General features: G+C 57.8%; 22 protein-coding genes. 12 read left to right on the top strand and 10 right to left on the bottom strand.

The window, feature by feature from the left end; genetic code table 11:
* Window positions 1–3: 3 nt before the first annotated feature.
* The 10 genes from rplO to bfr all read left to right on the top strand — a co-directional run bounded on the left by rplO (window position 4) and on the right by bfr (window position 7,217).
* Window positions 4–441, top strand: coding sequence for a 50S ribosomal protein L15 (gene rplO / locus FPT12_RS15800; RefSeq protein ID WP_003228720.1), 438 nt, complete (start codon window positions 4–6; stop codon window positions 439–441).
* Window positions 442–1,770 (top strand): preprotein translocase subunit SecY, encoded by a 1,329-nt coding sequence (gene secY, locus FPT12_RS15795; protein ID WP_003228718.1) that lies wholly within the window; start codon window positions 442–444, stop codon window positions 1,768–1,770. It begins immediately after the preceding gene.
* Window positions 1,771–1,794: 24 nt separating this feature from the next.
* Complete coding sequence (gene rpmJ / locus FPT12_RS15790; protein ID WP_002555468.1) at window positions 1,795–1,911, top strand: 50S ribosomal protein L36; 117 nt, start codon at window positions 1,795–1,797, stop codon at window positions 1,909–1,911.
* Between the two features lie 130 nt (window positions 1,912–2,041).
* Window positions 2,042–2,398, top strand: a complete 357-nt coding sequence (rpsM, locus tag FPT12_RS15785; protein ID WP_003186020.1) for a 30S ribosomal protein S13 — start codon at window positions 2,042–2,044, stop codon at window positions 2,396–2,398.
* Between the two features lie 30 nt (window positions 2,399–2,428).
* Window positions 2,429–2,818 (top strand): 30S ribosomal protein S11, encoded by a 390-nt coding sequence (gene rpsK, locus FPT12_RS15780; protein ID WP_002555466.1) that lies wholly within the window; start codon window positions 2,429–2,431, stop codon window positions 2,816–2,818.
* Window positions 2,819–2,836: 18 nt separating this feature from the next.
* Window positions 2,837–3,457 carry a 30S ribosomal protein S4 gene (gene rpsD, locus FPT12_RS15775; RefSeq protein WP_003210056.1) on the top strand — a complete coding sequence of 207 codons (621 nt, stop codon included), beginning with the start codon at window positions 2,837–2,839 and terminating at the stop codon, window positions 3,455–3,457.
* Window positions 3,458–3,479: 22 nt separating this feature from the next.
* Window positions 3,480–4,481, top strand: coding sequence for a DNA-directed RNA polymerase subunit alpha (rpoA, locus tag FPT12_RS15770; RefSeq protein WP_007924176.1), 1,002 nt, complete (start codon window positions 3,480–3,482; stop codon window positions 4,479–4,481).
* 42 nt (window positions 4,482–4,523) lie between these two features.
* A complete protein-coding gene (gene rplQ, locus FPT12_RS15765) occupies window positions 4,524–4,910 on the top strand; it encodes a 50S ribosomal protein L17 (protein WP_007924175.1) in 387 nt (128 codons plus the stop codon).
* Between the two features lie 238 nt (window positions 4,911–5,148).
* Window positions 5,149–6,597 carry a catalase gene (locus tag FPT12_RS15760; protein WP_145017331.1) on the top strand — a complete coding sequence of 483 codons (1,449 nt, stop codon included), beginning with the start codon at window positions 5,149–5,151 and terminating at the stop codon, window positions 6,595–6,597.
* Window positions 6,598–6,752: 155 nt separating this feature from the next.
* On the top strand, window positions 6,753–7,217 hold the full coding sequence (gene bfr / locus FPT12_RS15755) for a bacterioferritin (RefSeq protein ID WP_054594275.1): 465 nt from the start codon (window positions 6,753–6,755) through the stop codon (window positions 7,215–7,217).
* A gap of 144 nt (window positions 7,218–7,361) precedes the next feature.
* Here the strand turns inward: bfr and uvrA are convergent, their stop codons facing one another.
* Window positions 7,362–10,196 (bottom strand): excinuclease ABC subunit UvrA, encoded by a 2,835-nt coding sequence (uvrA, locus tag FPT12_RS15750; protein ID WP_145017329.1) that lies wholly within the window; start codon window positions 10,194–10,196, stop codon window positions 7,362–7,364.
* 193 nt (window positions 10,197–10,389) lie between these two features.
* Between uvrA and FPT12_RS15745 the strand changes: the two genes are divergently transcribed.
* Together FPT12_RS15745 and FPT12_RS15740 are read left to right on the top strand one after the other, a co-directional pair.
* Complete coding sequence (locus tag FPT12_RS15745) at window positions 10,390–11,787, top strand: MFS transporter (protein WP_145017327.1); 1,398 nt, start codon at window positions 10,390–10,392, stop codon at window positions 11,785–11,787.
* 9 nt (window positions 11,788–11,796) lie between these two features.
* Window positions 11,797–12,318 (top strand): single-stranded DNA-binding protein, encoded by a 522-nt coding sequence (locus tag FPT12_RS15740; protein ID WP_053162823.1) that lies wholly within the window; start codon window positions 11,797–11,799, stop codon window positions 12,316–12,318.
* Window positions 12,319–12,408: 90 nt separating this feature from the next.
* Here the strand turns inward: FPT12_RS15740 and FPT12_RS15735 are convergent, their stop codons facing one another.
* From FPT12_RS15735 to FPT12_RS15695, 9 genes are all read right to left on the bottom strand, one after another.
* Window positions 12,409–13,566: a glutathionylspermidine synthase family protein gene (locus FPT12_RS15735; RefSeq protein ID WP_145017325.1), complete on the bottom strand. Its 1,158-nt coding sequence runs from the start codon at window positions 13,564–13,566 to the stop codon at window positions 12,409–12,411.
* Window positions 13,567–13,578: 12 nt separating this feature from the next.
* Window positions 13,579–14,298, bottom strand: a complete 720-nt coding sequence (locus FPT12_RS15730; RefSeq protein ID WP_145017323.1) for a DUF1190 domain-containing protein — start codon at window positions 14,296–14,298, stop codon at window positions 13,579–13,581.
* A gap of 19 nt (window positions 14,299–14,317) precedes the next feature.
* A complete protein-coding gene (locus tag FPT12_RS15725) occupies window positions 14,318–14,743 on the bottom strand; it encodes a DUF350 domain-containing protein (RefSeq protein WP_145017321.1) in 426 nt (141 codons plus the stop codon).
* Between the two features lie 13 nt (window positions 14,744–14,756).
* Window positions 14,757–15,407, bottom strand: coding sequence for a DUF2491 family protein (locus FPT12_RS15720; RefSeq protein ID WP_145017319.1), 651 nt, complete (start codon window positions 15,405–15,407; stop codon window positions 14,757–14,759).
* Entirely contained in the window at window positions 15,394–15,606 is a 213-nt protein-coding gene (locus FPT12_RS15715; RefSeq protein ID WP_145017317.1) for a hypothetical protein, read from the bottom strand. Before FPT12_RS15715 ends, FPT12_RS15720 begins: the two co-directional genes overlap by 14 nt.
* 73 nt (window positions 15,607–15,679) lie before the next feature.
* A complete protein-coding gene (locus FPT12_RS15710) occupies window positions 15,680–16,243 on the bottom strand; it encodes a rhomboid family intramembrane serine protease (protein ID WP_145017315.1) in 564 nt (187 codons plus the stop codon).
* A 69-nt stretch (window positions 16,244–16,312) separates the two neighbouring features.
* Window positions 16,313–17,014 carry a PspA/IM30 family protein gene (locus FPT12_RS15705; RefSeq protein WP_145017313.1) on the bottom strand — a complete coding sequence of 234 codons (702 nt, stop codon included), beginning with the start codon at window positions 17,012–17,014 and terminating at the stop codon, window positions 16,313–16,315.
* A 19-nt stretch (window positions 17,015–17,033) separates the two neighbouring features.
* Window positions 17,034–17,711, bottom strand: a complete 678-nt coding sequence (locus FPT12_RS15700; protein WP_145017311.1) for a YjfI family protein — start codon at window positions 17,709–17,711, stop codon at window positions 17,034–17,036.
* A 165-nt stretch (window positions 17,712–17,876) separates the two neighbouring features.
* On the bottom strand, window positions 17,877–18,431 hold the full coding sequence (locus FPT12_RS15695) for a cysteine hydrolase family protein (RefSeq protein WP_145017309.1): 555 nt from the start codon (window positions 18,429–18,431) through the stop codon (window positions 17,877–17,879).
* Between the last annotated feature and the right edge of the window lie 83 nt (window positions 18,432–18,514).

Genomic DNA, 18,514 nt, shown 5'->3' with positions numbered 1-18,514 from the left:
TCGATGAAACTCAATGATCTGAGTCCAGCGCCGGGTTCCCGTCGCGAAAAGCATCGTCCGGGCCGTGGTATCGGTAGTGGTTTGGGTAAGACTGGTGGCCGTGGTCACAAAGGTCAAACCTCCCGCTCCGGTGGCACCATTGCTCCAGGCTTTGAAGGCGGTCAACAGCCGCTGCATCGTCGCCTGCCGAAGTTCGGTTTCGTTTCCCTGAAGGCCATGGACCGCGCAGAAGTGCGTCTGTCCGAGCTGGCTAAAGTGGAAGGCGACATCGTCACCGTGCAGTCCCTGAAAGATGCCAACGTGATCAACGTCAACGTTCAGCGTGTGAAAATCATGCTGTCCGGCGAAGTTACTCGCGCTGTCACCATCGGAAAGGGAATCGGCGCCACCAAAGGTGCGCGTGCGGCTATCGAAGCAGCTGGCGGCAAGTTCGAGGAATAAATGGCTAAGCAAGGTGCTCTCTCTGCGCTCGGCAAAGGCGGTATGTCTGAACTCTGGGCTCGTCTGCGTTTTCTGTTCCTGGCGATTATCGTCTACCGAATAGGCGCACACATCCCGGTTCCAGGTATCAACCCGGACCGACTCGCAGACCTGTTTCGACAGAATGAGGGGACCATTCTTAGCTTGTTCAACATGTTTTCCGGCGGCGCGCTGGAGCGGATGAGCATCTTTGCACTGGGGATCATGCCGTACATTTCGGCATCGATCATCATGCAGCTGATGACAGCCGTCAGCCCGCAGTTGGAGCAGTTGAAGAAGGAAGGTGAAGCTGGCCGTCGCAAGATCAGCCAGTACACCCGCTACGGCACTGTCGTCCTCGCTCTCGTTCAGGCTATTGGCATGTCCATTGGCCTGGCGGGGCAGGGCGTTGCGTTCACTGGTGACTTTGGCTTCCATTTCGTCGCGGTATCCACGTTTGTGGCTGGTGCGATGTTCATGATGTGGCTGGGTGAGCAGATTACTGAGCGTGGTGTTGGCAACGGTATCTCGATGTTGATTTTTTCGGGTATCGTCGCCGGTCTTCCGAGAGCAATCGGGCAGTCTTTCGAGTCTGCGCGTCAGGGTGATATCAACATCTTCGCCTTGGTTGCCATCGGTTTGCTGGCAGTAGCGATTATCGGTTTCGTGGTGTTCATTGAGCGTGGTCAGCGTCGTATTGCTGTTCACTACGCCAAGCGTCAGCAGGGCCGCAAGGTGTTTGCTGCGCAGACTAGCCACTTGCCGCTGAAAGTGAACATGGCCGGTGTTATTCCGGCTATTTTCGCGAGCAGCATTTTGCTGTTCCCGGCTTCGTTGGGTGCCTGGTTTGGTCAGTCTGAAGGTATGGGCTGGTTGCAGGACATCTCGCAGTCGATCGCTCCTGGTCAGCCGTTGAATATTCTGCTGTTTAGTGCAGGGATTATTTTCTTCTGCTTCTTCTATACGGCGTTGATGTTCAATCCGAAAGACGTAGCGGAAAACCTGAAGAAGTCCGGTGCCTTTATTCCGGGCATCCGTCCAGGTGAGCAGTCTGCGCGCTATATTGATGGCGTTCTGACTCGCTTGACCATGTTCGGTGCTCTTTATATGACGGCCGTGTGCCTGTTGCCCCAGTTCCTGGTGGTTGCAGCAAACGTTCCGTTCTACCTTGGCGGGACCTCGTTGCTGATCGTGGTCGTGGTTGTGATGGACTTCATGTCCCAAGTACAATCGCACCTCGTTTCGCACCAGTACGAATCCCTGATGAAGAAAGCCAACCTGAAGGGTTACGGCAGCGGCATGCTGCGCTGACCCATAAGGTTCGAGGAGTTGGTGATGAAAGTTCGTGCATCGGTGAAAAAGCTGTGCCGTAACTGCAAGATTATTCGCCGCGAAGGTGTTGTTCGAGTAATTTGCAGCGCGGAACCGCGTCACAAACAGCGCCAAGGCTGAGTGTGATTGTGCTTCAAGCCCAGCAGCTAGTGCGCTGCTGGGTTGATTATTTGTTATTACAGCGATATTATCTCGCGCCCTATTTCTTGGCTTCCGGGGCGTAGGTAGCTGTCAATTGGAGTCCCACTGAATGGCCCGTATTGCAGGCGTCAACATTCCAGATAACAAGCATACTGTTATCTCGCTGACCTACATCTATGGTGTTGGTCGCACAACTGCACAGAAGATCTGTGCAGTGACTGGGGTAAACCCAGCCGCAAAGATCAAGGATCTGAGCGACGAGCAGATTGAACAGCTGCGTGGCGAAGTGGCGAAGTTCACCACTGAAGGTGACCTGCGTCGCGAAATCAACATGAAAATCAAGCGCTTGATGGACCTCGGTTGCTATCGCGGTCTGCGTCATCGTCGTGGTCTGCCAGTACGCGGTCAGCGTACCAAGACCAACGCGCGTACCCGTAAAGGTCCGCGTAAGCCGATCCGCAAGTAATCGCCCCAGCGAATCGACAGGAATTTAATCATGGCAAAACCTGCTGCTCGTCCTCGTAAAAAAGTCAAAAAGACAGTGGTTGATGGCATCGCCCACATCCACGCGTCTTTTAACAACACAATCGTGACCATCACCGACCGTCAAGGTAACGCTCTTTCCTGGGCTACCTCCGGTGGTTCGGGTTTCCGCGGTTCCCGCAAGTCCACCCCGTTTGCTGCTCAAGTAGCTGCTGAACGTGCTGGTCAAGCTGCGCTGGAATATGGCCTGAAAAACCTCGACGTTAACGTCAAAGGTCCAGGTCCAGGTCGTGAGTCCGCTGTCCGTGCTTTGAACGGCTGTGGCTATAAGATCGCCAGCATCACCGACGTGACGCCAATCCCGCACAACGGGTGCCGTCCGCCGAAGAAGCGCCGCGTGTAATCCAGGAGATTGTAAAGAATGGCTCGTTACATTGGTCCAAAATGCAAACTCGCTCGTCGCGAAGGCACCGATCTCTTCCTGAAGAGCGGCGTGCGCGCGATCGAATCGAAGTGCAACATTGAAGCAGCACCTGGTATCCACGGCCAACGCCGCGGTCGCCAGTCCGATTACGGCACCCAACTGCGTGAAAAGCAGAAGGTCCGTCGTATCTACGGCGTTCTCGAGCGTCAATTCAGCGGCTACTACAAAGAAGCTGCTGGCAAGAAAGGCGCAACTGGCGAAAACCTGTTGCAGCTGCTCGAATGCCGTCTGGACAACGTTGTATACCGTATGGGCTTTGGTTCGACTCGTGCCGAATCCCGTCAGCTGGTATCGCACAAATCCGTCAGCGTTAACGGTCAGACCGTAAACGTTCCGTCCTACCAGGTTCGTGCTGGTGACGTGGTCGCGATTCGCGAGAAAGCAAAGAACCAACTTCGCATTGTCCAAGCTCTCGATCTGTGTGCCCAACGTGGCCGCGTAGAATGGGTAGAAGTAGACACTGAGAAGAAGTCGGGCGTTTTCAAGAACGTTCCAGCTCGCAGTGATCTGTCCGCCGACATCAACGAAAGCCTGATTGTCGAGCTCTACTCCAAGTAAGGGCTAGAAAATAGGTGCATCCATGCAGATTTCGGTAAATGAGTTCCTGACACCCCGCCATATTGATGTGCAGGTTGTCAGTCCAACCCGCGCCAAGATCACTCTCGAGCCTCTCGAGCGTGGTTTTGGCCACACCCTGGGCAACGCGCTGCGCCGCATCCTGTTGTCCTCAATGCCCGGCTGTGCAGTAGTCGAGGCCGAGATTGACGGTGTGCTCCACGAGTACAGCGCCATCGAAGGTGTACAGGAAGACGTAATTGAAATCCTGTTGAACCTTAAAGGTCTGGCTATCAAGCTGCACGGCCGTGACGAAGTTACGCTGACCTTGTCGAAGAAGGGTTCGGGGGTGGTTACCGCTGCCGATATTCAGCTGGATCATGATGTCGAGATCGTTAATCCCGATCACGTAATCGCTAACCTGGCGTCTAACGGCGCCCTGAACATGAAGCTAGTAGTAGCTCGTGGTCGTGGTTATGAACCGGCCGACTCGCGTCAGAGCGATGAAGATGAAAGCCGCAGCATCGGTCGCTTGCAGCTTGACTCTTCGTTCAGCCCGGTTCGCCGTATCGCATACGTGGTGGAAAACGCCCGTGTCGAACAGCGTACTAACCTGGACAAGCTGGTTATTGATCTGGAAACCAACGGTACTCTGGATCCTGAAGAGGCTATCCGCCGCGCTGCAACCATTCTGCAACAGCAGTTGGCTGCGTTCGTCGACCTCAAAGGTGACAGCGAACCAGTGGTAATCGAGCAAGAAGACGAGATCGATCCGATCCTGCTTCGCCCGGTTGACGATCTGGAACTGACTGTACGTTCGGCTAACTGCCTTAAGGCGGAAAACATTTACTACATCGGCGACCTGATTCAGCGTACCGAAGTAGAACTGTTGAAGACTCCGAACCTTGGCAAGAAATCCTTGACTGAAATCAAGGACGTTCTGGCCTCCCGCGGTCTGTCCCTCGGCATGCGCCTCGACAACTGGCCGCCTGCAAGTCTTAAGAAGGACGACAAGGCGACTGCCTGATCGTCGTAATCACCGAACGTTGTGTTTGGTAAGGAATGAACCATGCGTCATCGTAAAAGTGGTCGTCACCTGAGCCGCACGAGCTCGCACCGCAAGGCCATGTTTCAAAACATGGCGGTGTCGCTGTTCGAGCACGAGCTGATCAAAACTACACTGCCAAAAGCTAAAGAACTGCGTCGCGTTGCTGAGCCGCTGATCACTTTGGCCAAGACAGACAGCCTGGCTAACCGCCGTCTGGCTTTCGACCGTACTCGTTCGAAAGCTATCGTTGGTAAGCTCTTCAACGACCTGGGCAAGCGTTACGCTACCCGTGAGGGTGGCTACCTGCGCATCCTCAAGTGCGGTTTCCGCGCTGGCGACAACGCGCCTATGGCGTACGTCGAGTTGGTTGATCGTGCTGTCGGCGGTGAAGCTGTATCCGCTGAGTAAGACGTCAGTCTGAAACGAAGAACCGGGCCTAGTGCCCGGTTTTTTGTGGCTATAAGAAATGCGCTCTACGTACAAGCTTCAAGCCTTTTCCTGTCCGCACTATATGCATGGGGTTGTCATTAGTATTTTTCTATCGATATCTACAAGTTAATGAATTTGTGAATGCCGTATTGATGATGAATACTCCCCCCCAAGCCGATTAGCCGGCAGTTCCCAGACTGACACAGGAAGAGATCGCATGAGTCAGAATAAAACGCTTACTACCGCCAGTGGCGCGCCCGTCGCCGACAACCAGAATTCCCGCTCCGCCGGTCCTCGTGGCCCGCTGCTGCTCGACGACTTTCATCTGATCGAGAAGCTTGCCCACTTCAACCGTGAAAACATCCCGGAGCGCCGCGTGCACGCCAAAGGCTCGGGTGCTTACGGTACGTTCACCGTTACTCGCGACATTACCCAATACACCAGTGCCAAGTTGTTTGAGTCCGTTGGCAAGCAAACCCCGACCTTCCTGCGATTCTCCACCGTGGGTGGCGAGCGCGGTTCGGCGGATACCGAGCGCGACCCGCGTGGTTTTGCGCTGAAGTTCTACACCGAGGAAGGCAACTGGGACATTGTTGGCAACAACACGCCAGTCTTCTTCATTCGTGATCCGCTGAAGTTCCCGGACTTTATCCATACCCAAAAACGTTTGCCGCAAAGCAACCTGAAAAGCGCACAGATGATGTGGGACTTCTGGTCGCATTCGCCTGAGGCGCTGCACCAGGTCACCATCCTGTTCTCGGATCGCGGCATCCCTGACGGCTACCGTCACATGCACGGTTTTGGCAGCCACACCTACAGCCTGATCAGCGCCAAAGGCGAGCGTCACTGGGTTAAATGGCACTACAAGACCAAACAGGGCATCAAGAACCTGGCGCCGGCAGAAGCTGCACGCCTGGCCGGTACTGATCCGGATTACGCTCAACGCGACCTGTTCGGCGCAATCGAGCGCGGTGACTTCCCGCAATGGCGCGTGTGCATTCAGATCATGACCGAGGCCCAGGCCGCGGCGCATTACGAGAACCCGTTCGATGTGACCAAAACCTGGTCGCAGAAGGAATTCCCGTTGATCGAAGTCGGTGAGCTTGAGCTTAATCGCAATCCGCAGAACTACTTCGCTGAAGTCGAGCAGGCGGCGTTTGGTCCAAGCAACATGGTGCCGGGTGTGGGCTTGTCGCCAGACCGTATGCTGCAAGGTCGGGTATTCGCCTACGCTGATGCGCATCGCTACCGCGTTGGTACCAATCACCAGCAATTGCCGGTGAATGCGCCACGTAGTCCAGTCAACAGCTATCAGCGTGACGGTTCCATGGCATTTGGCAGCAACGGTGGCAGTACACCGAACTACGAGCCTAACAGCTACGCCGGTGCGCCGAAGCAAGCTCCACAATACGCAGAGCCAGCACTGGCCCTGAGCGGCGCGGCCGATCGTTACGATCACCGTGAAGATACGGATTACTACAGCCACGCCGGTGCGTTGTTCCGCTTGATGAGCGATGAGCAGAAAACCCTGCTGATCAACAACATTGCCGGTGCTATGGCGGGCGTTTCCAGTGATGTGGTTCAGCGTCAACTGCAGCACTTCTACAAAGCGGATGCCGCTTACGGAGAAGGCATCGCAAAGGCCTTGGGTGTACAGCTTAACTAAGTCTAAACGATAAGCAGAACCGCCCTCATTTGGGCGGTTTTTGCGTTATTTAAGCTACTTTTCTCAGAGTATCTTCGCTTTTGTCGCGCTATTGGAGTGACCAATCAGTCCGCTTGGTTCAAACTACAGCCTTTCAAGCAGGGAGATGTAGGGCGATGCAAGGCCACCCAGACGTAATCGATTACCTCAACACGTTGCTCACAGGCGAACTGGCAGCACGTGATCAATATTTCATCCATTCGCGGATGTATGAGGACTGGGGCTTTACCGAGCTCTACGAGCGCATCAATCACGAGATGGAAGAAGAGGCCCAGCACGCAGATGCGCTGATGCGCCGAATCCTCATGCTGGAAGGCACGCCACGCATGCGCCCGGACGATCTGGACGTTGGCACTACGGTGCCTGAGATGCTCGCTGCCGACTTGCGCCTGGAATATAAAGTCCGTGCCGCGCTCTGCAAAGGCATCGAACTCTGCGAGCTGCACAAGGATTACGTCAGTCGCGAGATCCTGCGGGTTCAATTGGCTGACACCGAAGAAGATCACACGTACTGGCTGGAGAAGCAGTTGGGTCTGATCAAATTGGTTGGCCTGGAAAACTACCTGCAATCGCAGTTCTGATGCTATGACCGACTTGTAGGAGCCAAGCTTGCTCGCGATGGCGATTTCAAGGGCGCCATCGCCGGCAAGCTGTGCTCCTACAAGTCAGGTACAAAAAAGCCCCGGTCACTGATGAAGTGACCGGGGCTTTTTCGTGCGCCGACGTTAAGCCCGGTCGCGTTCCAGCAGCGGCTTGAGGTAGTAACCGGTATGAGATTGCTTCATCTCGGCGACTTCCTCCGGTGTGCCCACGGCAATGATCTGTCCGCCCTTGGAACCGCCTTCCGGCCCAAGGTCTACCAGCCAGTCAGCGGTCTTGATCACGTCCAGGTTGTGCTCGATTACCACGACAGTGTTGCCGTGATCGCGCAGGCGATGGAGTACATCAAGTAATTGCTGGATATCGGCGAAGTGCAGGCCGGTGGTCGGCTCATCGAGGATGTACAGGGTTTTGCCGGTATCGCGCTTGGACAGCTCGCGGGACAGCTTGACCCGTTGCGCTTCGCCGCCCGACAGGGTGGTCGCCGATTGCCCCAGCTTGATGTACGACAGGCCTACATCCATCAACGTCTGAAGCTTGCGCGCCAGAGCCGGAACCGCATCGAAGAACACCCGGGCTTCTTCGATGGTCATTTCCAGCGTTTCGTGGATGCTCTTGCCCTTGTACTTGATCTCAAGGGTTTCGCGGTTGTAGCGCTTGCTCTTGCAGACGTCGCACGGGACATAGATGTCCGGCAGAAAGTGCATTTCCACCTTGATCAGGCCGTCGCCCTGACAGGCCTCGCAACGCCCGCCCTTGACGTTGAAGGAGAAGCGCCCCGGACCATAGCCACGTGAGCGGGATTCCGGCACGCCGGCAAACAATTCACGAATCGGTGTGAACAGCCCGGTGTAGGTCGCCGGGTTGGAGCGCGGCGTACGGCCGATCGGGCTTTGGTCGATGTCGACGACTTTGTCCAGGTGCTCAAGGCCCTTGATGCTGTCGTGGGCTGCGGCTTCCAGGGTGGTCGCGCCGTTCAGTGCGGTGGCGCTGAGCGGGAACAGGGTGTTGTTGATCAGCGTCGACTTGCCCGAGCCGGACACGCCGGTCACGCAGGTCAGCAAGCCAATCGGAATGTCCAGATCGACGTTGCGCAAGTTGTTGCCCCGAGCGCCCTTGAGCGACAACGAGAGCTTCTTGTTGCGCGGCGTGCGTTTGGCCGGAACTTCGATCTTCACGCGGCCGGACAGGTATTTACCGGTCAGCGAGTCAGGGTGCGCCATGACTTCGGCCGGGGTGCCTTCAGCGACAATGTGACCACCGTGCACGCCAGCACCCGGGCCGATGTCCACCACGTAGTCGGCCAGACGAATCGCATCTTCGTCGTGCTCGACCACAATCACCGTGTTGCCGATATCGCGCAGATGCTTGAGCGTTCCCAGCAGTCGATCGTTATCGCGCTGGTGCAAGCCAATCGATGGTTCGTCGAGAATGTACAGAACGCCCACCAGGCCGGCGCCGATCTGGCTGGCCAGACGAATACGTTGTGCTTCACCGCCAGACAGGGTGTCGGCACTGCGGTCCAGCGACAGGTAGTCGAGACCGACGTTGACCAGGAACTGCAAGCGCTCGCGGATTTCCTTGAGAATCTTGTCGGCAATTTCGCCGCGTCGGCCGGTCAGTTTCAGCGTGCCGAAGTAATCGGACGCATCGCCAATCGGCAGGTTGGTCACCGCGGGCAGTGTTTTTTCACCGACCCACACATGCCGCGCTTCACGGCGCAGGCGAGTGCCGCGGCAATCCGGGCAAGGCTGGGTGCTGAGGAACTTGGCCAGTTCTTCGCGCACCGACGCGGACTCGGTTTCGCGGTAGCGACGGTCCAGGTTCGGCACGATGCCTTCGAACGGGTGCGAGCGTTTGACGATGTCGCCACGGTCGTTCAAATATTTGAAATCGACGTTCTGCGTGCCGCTGCCGTGCAGGATGACTTTCTGCTGATCGGCCGGCAGCTGGTTGAACGGCACTTCCAGGCTGAAGCCGTAATGCGAGGCCAGTGAACCGAGCATCTGGAAGTAGTAGACGTTACGCCTGTCCCAGCCGCGAATCGCCCCTTCAGCCAGGGTCAGCTCGCCATTGACCAGGCGCTTGATGTCGAAGAACTGCTTAACCCCCAAACCGTCGCAGGTTGGGCAGGCGCCTGCTGGATTGTTGAAGGAGAACAGCTTGGGTTCCAGTTCGCTGATGGCGTGGCCGCAGATCGGGCAGGCGAAGCGCGCGGAGAAGATCATTTCTTCGCCCGGCTCGTCATCCATTGGCGCGACCAGCGCAATCCCGTCAGCCAGCTTCAGCGCAGTCTCGAACGACTCGGCCAGCCGCTGTTGCAGGTCAGCGCGGACCTTGAAGCGGTCGACCACGACATCGATCGAGTGCTTCTTCTGTTTATCCAGCTTCGGCAATTCGTCCAGTTCGAAGAGCTTGCCGTTGACCCGAGCCCGGACAAAGCCCTGGGCGCGCAGTTCTTCGAAGACCGAAAGGTGTTCGCCCTTACGCTCGCGGATTACCGGCGCCAGCAGCATCAACTTGCTGCCTTCGGGCTCTGCGAGGACCAGGTCGACCATCTGGCTGACGGTCTGCGCTTCCAACGGAATATCGTGATCCGGGCAGCGCGGAATACCCACGCGAGCATAAAGCAGGCGCAGGTAGTCGTAGATTTCGGTGATGGTGCCGACCGTCGAGCGCGGGTTGTGCGAGGTCGACTTCTGTTCGATGGAGATGGCCGGCGACAGACCTTCGATGGTGTCGACGTCAGGCTTTTCCATCATCGAGAGGAACTGCCGGGCATAGGCCGACAGCGACTCGACATAACGTCGCTGACCCTCGGCGTACAAGGTGTCGAATGCCAGGGAAGACTTGCCGGACCCGGACAAACCGGTAATGACGATCAGTTTGTCCCGCGGCAGGGTCAGGTCGATGTTCTTCAGGTTGTGGGTTCGAGCCCCACGAATCAGGATCTTGTCCAAGATGGCCTCGCTTGGCGGGCGTCGAAAACGTAGGAGTATACGGGCAAATACTGGATGGATGCACACTATCAAATGACGCTTGCTGAACGGCGCCTGACAACGGCGCGAGGCAGGCTCGCGACAAAGCGTCGCCCTATACCCCGTCAACCGATGGGACTGGTAGAATCGCCGCCGGTTCACATGAGGTTATTCCATGCACGATCCCCACAGCGAACGCATGAGTGGTGGCGAGACCCGCGCAGCAAGCGGTCTGGCCCTGGTGTTCGCCTTCCGTATGCTTGGCATGTTTATGGTGTTGCCGGTGTTGGCGACCTATGGAATGGATCTCGCAGGAGCGACCCCAGCCCTTATCGGTCTGGCGATTGGCGCTTACGGCCTGACTCAGGCGATTTTTCAGATTCCGTTCGGGATCATTTCCGACCGTATTGGCCGCCGCCCGGTGATTTACCTGGGGCTGATCGTCTTCGCTCTCGGTAGCGTTTTGGCCGCCAATGCCGATTCGATCTGGGGTGTGATTGCCGGACGAATCCTGCAAGGCGCCGGGGCGATTTCCGCGGCGGTCATGGCGTTGCTGTCGGACCTGACCCGCGAACAGCACCGCACCAAAGCCATGGCCATGATCGGCATGACCATCGGTCTGTCGTTTGCCGTGGCCATGGTGGTCGGGCCGCTGCTGACCCGCGCCTTTGGTCTGTCCGGCTTGTTCCTGGCGACGGGCGGCATGGCGCTGTTTGGCATCGTGATCGTGATGTTCATGGTGCCGCGCGCCACCAGCCCGTTGCATCACCGCGAATCCGGCGTTGCCCGTCAGGCGCTGATCCCGACGCTCAAGCATCCGGACCTGCTGCGTCTGGACTTGGGCATTTTTGTGTTGCACGCGATGTTGATGTCGAGCTTCGTCGCGTTGCCATTGGCGCTGGTCGAAAAAGCCGGATTGCCCAAGGAGCAGCACTGGTGGGTGTACCTGACCGCGCTGCTGATTTCGTTCTTCGCCATGATCCCGTTCATTATCTACGGCGAGAAGAAACGCAAAATGAAACGAGTTTTACTCGGTGCGGTCAGTACGCTGATGCTCACTGAGCTATTCTTCTGGCAGTTCGGCGACAGCTTGCGGGCTCTGGTGATGGGTACGGTGGTGTTTTTCACCGCATTCAATCTGCTCGAAGCTTCGTTGCCGTCGCTGATCAGCAAGGTTTCACCGGCAGGCGGCAAAGGCACGGCGATGGGGGTTTATTCCACCAGTCAGTTCCTCGGTTCGGCACTGGGCGGGATCATGGGCGGCTGGATGTTCCAGCATGGCGGTCTGTCGGTTGTGTTCCTTGGATGCGCAGGACTGGCTGCCCTCTGGTTGGCCTTTGCTGTTACCATGCGTGAACCTCCCTATGTGACGAGCCTGCGCTTGCCGTTATCGCCCGAAGCGATCCGCGAAGCTGGTTTGGTCGAGCGCCTGCTGGCCGTCGTTGGGGTAACAGATGCAGTGGTGGTTGCTGATGAAGCGGCCATTTACATCAAATTGGACACCGAACTATTGGATCGCACGACCCTCGAGAGCCTGGTCAACAACCCGGCCCCGACTGCGTGCGAAGCCTAGGAGAACGTTATGGCCCGTGGGGTTAACAAAGTCATATTGGTCGGCACTTGCGGCCAGGATCCCGAAGTTCGCTACTTGCCTAACGGTAACGCCGTGACCAACCTGAGTCTGGCGACCAGCGAACAATGGACCGACAAGCAAACCGGTCAGAAAGTCGAAAAGACCGAATGGCACCGTGTATCGATGTTTGGCAAGGTTGCGGAAATCGCCGGCGAATACCTGCGTAAAGGTTCGCAGGTCTACATCGAAGGCAAGCTGCAAACCCGCGAGTGGGAAAAAGACGGTATCAAGCGTTACACCACTGAAATCGTGGTCGACATGCAAGGCACCATGCAACTGCTGGGCGGCCGTCCACAGGGCGACCAACAGGGCCAGGGCGGCGGTAACAACTACCAGCAATCCGCTCCGCGTCAGCAAGCTCCGCGTCCGCAGCAGTCGGCTCCGCAACAGCGTTCGGCTCCGGCACCACAGCAGGCCGCACCACAGCCGGCTCCGGATTTCGACAGCTTTGATGACGATATTCCGTTCTGATCATCAGATCCGCCGGATATAGACAAAAGGCCCGCAGCTAACACTGCGGGCCTTTTTCTTTGGGTGTTTTCCGAGGAGGCAGGAAGTCGTTCAGTCGAGTATCAGGTGCGGCAAAAACCGGCTTGAGTCTTTGGTGATCAGGCTGTTGTCCTCGCGCACGCCGATGCCGGCGGCCTGGTCGCCGATCACCCAGGAGCCGATCAGCGTGTAGCTGTCGCCGAACTTCGGCAGCGGGGCGAACTCCTGGAGGATGAACGGCGCATCGGTGTACGGCCCGTCTTCCTTCACGACTTGCCCATCCGGGGTCTGCAGCTCGATGTTGGCGCCTTCGCGGGAGAAGAACGGCTTGCGCACCCAGCCTTTCGGCACCGGTTTGCCGGGCTCGGGGTCCAGGTGGGTGGCAAGCAGGTTCGGGTGCCCTTTATTGAACTCCCACAGCAGAGGGAGGATGCCTTTGTTCGAGATGATCGATTTCCAGGCGGGCTCGAAAAACTGCGTGTCACACTGGGCTATGGCCTCACCAAACGGCTCGTGGAAAATGAATTCCCAGGCGTGCAGTTTGAACAGGTGAGGGATCCAGCGTTCTTCGAGATCGACGAAGCGTCCTTCGCTGTTGAGGCCGATGTCTTCGATATCGATGTGGCGTGACTCGATCCCGACTTTTTCCGCAATCAGGCGCAAGTAGTCGGTGGTGCCCTTGTCTTCGACCGACTGTTTCATCGAGGCGAAGTAGAAAGGCTGTTTGATCTGCAGCTGCGCAAAGGCCTGATGCAGTTTGGTGTCGATGCTGTTGAACTGGTCGGCATGGCTGGGCAGCAAGCCGCGTTCGATGCATTGCTCCAGCCAGCCCCATTGAAATGCCGAAGCCTCGTACAGGCTGGTGGGTGTGTCGTAGTTGAGTTCCAGCAATTTGGCGGGGCCGGTGCCGTTGTAGGAGAAGTCCAGGCGACCGTACAGGTGCGGATGGCCCTCACGCCATGAAGTGCGAATCATGTCGAAGAAGGGCGCCGGAATGCTCAGGCGCTCCAGCAGTTCTTCGCTCTGCACCACCCGGTCGACCAGGTCCATGCACATCTCATGGAGCTCGGTAGTCGGGTCTTCGAGATCGTTCTCGATCTGCTTGAGCGTGAATTGGTAATACGCACTCTCGTCCCAGTAGGGTTCGTCGTCGATGGTGTGAAACATGAAGCCGAGGCTTTCGGCGGTCTGCTTCCAGTCGTGACGTTCCTGGCAGAGGATTTTCTTCATGGCGCTCGCTCCTTAACTGCTCGACCGACCCGAACTGCTCGAGCCTCCCCAGCCGCTGCGTGCGCTGGCCTGGCTACCAAAACCGCCGCGAGAAGTGGAAGACGCCACGGAAATCGGCTTGCTGCGGGTGATCGAGTCGCTGTAACTGCCGCCGTACTTCGCCTGATTGGACTTGGTAAAAGTCGAACCTGTCGAAATCCGCTGGTTGAGCGTTGAGGATGAGTAGTCACCGCGATCATCGCGATAGCGGTAGACCGGTTCTGAGTAGTAACTGTTGTTGTTATTGCTCAGCATGTTACCGATCAGCAGGCCAGTCAGCAGACCGTCGTTGGAACCGCCGGAGTGGCCAGTGTTCGAGCCAGCGGCCGGCAACTGAGCCTTGGCGGCGTCCATTTGGGTTTGCGTGATCTGGCCATCGGCGGTCAGTTCGAAACCGCCGAGTTTCGGGGTGAACTTGCCGGCGGAATCCTGTTGGCACCAGTCGGCGACAAAGTCAGCGTCGCAATCGGCCTGGTTGTCGTACACCGGCGCAATGCGTCGATGCTCAGCCATGGCCGTCATGTAGGCGTCGGAGCAGACGTCTACCGGGAGTTTTGCATCGGCGCACTGCTGAACGGACTGGAAGTTGTACTTCTTCTGTACCGCGTAGGTTTTTTCCGCCGGCTCGCAGCCTGATATCGCAATGGCGACCGACGCTGCCAGCGAGAGCTGAACGTACTTGCTTCGTTTCATCGGGATCTCCGTTGCGCAATCAGTGGGAAGGCGTCATGCACGCAGCGTTCAGCAGGCCAACGCTGATGGCGACAGCGGCGACGTAGATCGCTGCTGCGATTTCACCGTTACGGATGCGCTCGGAGGTGCCTTTGAGTACCAGGTTGGTCATCAGGAACGCCAACAGTTGCACCACTGCGGCAATCAGCGCCCACACCGCGAAGTCCAGCAGGCTGACCGAGTAGGCAATCACATTGCTCGCCGGAATCGCGAAGCCGATGATGGCGCCGGACAGGGCGATGGCGGCAGCGGTGTTGCCGGAGCGAATCAGTTCGAACTCTTTGTGCGGCGTGATGCGGGTATAGACGAACTGGAAAATCGCGAACAGCAGGGCGGCACCGATGATGTACGAAACAAATCCCAGGACGGCGGCTTTGTTCAACGAGACGGAGAGTGCTTCTAGCATGGGCTGTTCCTTTTTAAAGAGTAGTGAGGTCGGTGGTGTACAGCGAGATGCCCAGTGAGGTGCTCAAGCTGATGCTGCCTTCGGCGTCTTCTTCGACCGAGAACAGCAGGAATTCGCGGCGATCGGTCAGGCCAGTCTCGCGGGCGTAGAGCATCGAACGATGTTCCACGACGTAGGACTGATCCGGATTGCTGACCTGCTCAGTGAAGGCCACCAGCTCGGTCTGCCCGGCCTCGGTGCCCCATTCGCGGCTGTATTCGACGCCGTCATGGGTGTAGGTCGGCAGGCCGATCAGGCTGTCCGGCCCGGCGAGCCTGCGCAGTTCGGACTCACTGTTGAGGGTGACGTAGCTTTGGTAGTTGAACAGGATCACCGACTCGACCTGGCCGGCGATGGCGCCGGTGGTGTGGACCTGCAGCCAGAAGTCTTCGTCGTCCATGTAGTAGCGCGAAAGCCAGGTCGACTGGCCGAGGTCGACAGTGCCGACGCTCCAGATCTGCTGGGTGCCGGGAATGACCACGCTGGTTTTTTCGTCGAGCAACAGCTTGAGGGTGGTGTCGAACATCAGCGCTTTGCCCTGGCCGAGCCCGAGGGGGCCGGCAACCGGTGCATTGTCCTTGGGTGTCGGGGCCTCAAGGCCCATCAACTGTTTAAACCATCCCATTGGTGATTTCCTTCAGGCGGGTGGAAGCGATATTGATCGAAGGCTGCTGTGAGCCTTTGGCGCGGTAGCCGATGAGGAGCGCCAACTCGCCCTGGCAGGCGCTGGCAACGTGTACGCCCAAGGCGATGGCGAGTCCGCCCGATCCAGGCTTGTGGAAGAGCGCCGCTGCGTACATGCGTAAAAAGAGGAAAATCGACATTCGTCCCTGGCTCCCTGGGGTGACGCGTCCTTGACGAGTAAACCCGCCGTGGACCTTTTTCGTGCCCGCGTGTTTACCGGGCTGCATTAGACCTGCTGCGTGGCGTTGAGAGAAGTAGCCGGGCTGCAATAAATCCGGCGAATGCACCGCCGATATGCCCTTCAAATGAGGTGCCCTGGCGCGGAATAAAGCCGAATATCAGGCTTGCGTAGAGGAGGGCGACAATGCCGGCGATCAGTACGTTGCTCCAGCTGCGGTGGAACCAGGCACGCGCCAGAAGGTACGCCCAGAGACCAAAGACCCAGGCGCTGGCGCCCACATGAACGCCGTTGAAACCGAACAGCCAGACCAGCGAGCCGCCGAGCAGAATGATGATTGCGCTGACGGCCGCAAAGCGTTTGAAGCCCTCGGCGATCACCAGGGTTCCCAGCACCAGGAACGGCACCAGGTTGGCGATCAAGTGCGCGAAGGATATGTGCAGAAACGGTGAGGTCACAATTCCGACGAGGCCGTGGGCGGTTCGGGGGACCAGGCCGAATATCGTCAGGCTGTAGCCTGTCAGTACGTTCAGCAGGTGGATCGCGACCATCAGCATGGCCAGGCTTGCGATGATCTTGAAGCCGGTTACCCTGTCCATCCTTGTCCTCGAATCGACAAAAAGAAGGGCACGCCGGTGCCCTTGATTTTGAGTGCTTGCGTGAGCCGGTTACTCGGCCGATTGTTTTTTCAGTCGGTCCAGAATCGCGTTTGCACTGCCTTGATCCGGGGTGATGCCGGCTTCGCGCAGCTTGCGCTCCAGGTCGTTGCCGGTGGACGCGTCCGCCAGTTCGTCGCTGGCTTCCAGCTCGGCAGCACGTTGTTCCTGCCTGGCTTGCAGGCGATTCAAGGTGCTGACCGCGGTTTCCAGCTTGCCGTTGGCGCCGCCGCTGGCGATGGAGGCGCTGACCTGCGCTTTCTGTACGCTTTCACGGGCCTTGGCCATGTCCACTTGCTGGCGCAGGCTCTTGATGCGGGCTTCGGCCTTGGTGATGTCCTTGCGCATTTTGTCGGCGTAGGCGCCGAACTCGGTGGTTTGTTTCTGTTCGGCGTCGAGTTCGTTGGTCAGGGTCGAAATGGCTTCGGCCACTTCCAGAGCCAGGTCTTCGCGGTTGGCCTGGATCGCGGCCATGGCCTTGGATTCCAGGTCCTTGATCTTGGCGTTGTACTGCGCCACGCGCTCGGCCGAAAGTTTGTGCTTGGCCATGATGGTGACCAGCTCGCGTTTGGCGTTCGCCAGAGCGCTGTCGGCGTCGCGGATTTCCTGATCGAGGATGCGCAGGGCCTGTTGGTCGGCGATGGCTTCGCCGACTTCGCTGGCGCCGCCACGCAGTGCGGTGAACAACTTGCTCCAGATCGATTGGTTTTGCATGCGTCGGTACTCCCGAAAATTAGTTGAAGAAGCTTTCGAAGGCTTCGCTGGCGCGCTGAACGTTGTCGACCAGCGTTTTGATTTCGGTCACGACGTTGGTCAGGCTGGACTCGGAGCTGAGCGCACCGAACATGTTGTAGACGGTCTGGCCGTTGGGCATGGATTCAATACCGATCGACGACAGCGGGAACATTTCCCGGCTGCGCAGCACGGCATCGTTGAAGCGCTGCACGTCCTTGATGGATTCGAGATCGACCAGCACCGTGTCGACGATGATTTGCTCGCCGACGACGGCGATGTAAATCGGCAGCCCGCCAAACTCGTTCATTTCAAGCTTGATGCTCTGCTCGGAGCCTTGAATCAACGTCAGGGTGATTTCATTGGATACCACCTCATCGAGGGCCTGCAGGGCGCTGAAGAGGCGATCGATGTTCCAGTTGTTACCTGCGCTCATGTAATCCTCCAACATGAATGAACCAGCCAAGATCGGCTGGCGTAGCTGTTTCTCCATTTGCTTGAGCAGGCTCCGGTTTTCGGGAAGCACCCAAGTTTCATGTTTCACATAGCCGGCGGCGCTAAGTCCTCCACGCATCTGCTTCATGTAGAAGCTCGACGGTTTTTTTACGGAGGGTTTCGAGCGCTCTCCCTGGCTGCTCGCGGGTGGGGTGTCTGAGGCTGATGGAGAGCGACGTTTCATAGCAGTGGCTCCGCTTTATTTTGTATCACGCGTGAGAACACTACAGATAAATTCAAGCGCTCTCAACAACTCACGCGTGAGATTTTTAATCGACTGATTTTCATCACGAAAAAAGGCCCGTAGCGTGTCAGCGCTACGGGCCTTTGGGTTTTGAGGGGGGCAGATTCAGTGATGGGTCGCCAGGAAGTCATCGGTGGACACCACTGTTGCGTAGGCAAAACCCAAGGCCGACATGAACGCGGCATGCACCTGGGCGGCCGGGACGGTCACGCCGTTGAACTCCAGGTCACGGGTGGCGCAGGCGTCGTGGATCACCGTGACGCCGTAGCCGAGATCGGCCGCGGCACGTGTGGCGCCGTCGATGCACATGTGGCTCATGCTGCCGACGATCACCAGGCTCTCGATGCCGTGTTGGTCGAGGATCGACTCCAGTTCGGTTTCGCGGAACGCGTTGGTGAAGTGTTTGAGCACCACCGGCTCATGGCTGCGGTTGACGACTTTGGGGTGCAGCTGTGCCCCCTCCGAGCCCGGTGTGAAAAACGGCGCGGTGTCAGAGGTGAATTCGTGGCGGATATGCACCACCGGATCACCGGCGTCACGGAAGGCCTGGATCATCCGCGCGGCGTTGTCGGCAGCCGCGTCGGCGCCGACCAGCGGCCATTTGCCTTGAGGGAAGTAGTCATTCTGGATATCGACTACGATGAGCGCTTGCTTGGCCATGGGTGTTTCCTCGCAGGTTGGTGTGGAACGAAGTATTGGGTTTCACCGGCCGTTCGAGGATTGGCCGCACCGACAATAGAAGG

The organism is Pseudomonas sp. H3(2019), assembly GCF_007713465.1.
Lineage (GTDB): Bacteria > Pseudomonadota > Gammaproteobacteria > Pseudomonadales > Pseudomonadaceae > Aquipseudomonas.
Note: the sequence above shows the minus strand (reverse complement) of the source record. Positions and strands in the feature narration are given on the sequence as shown.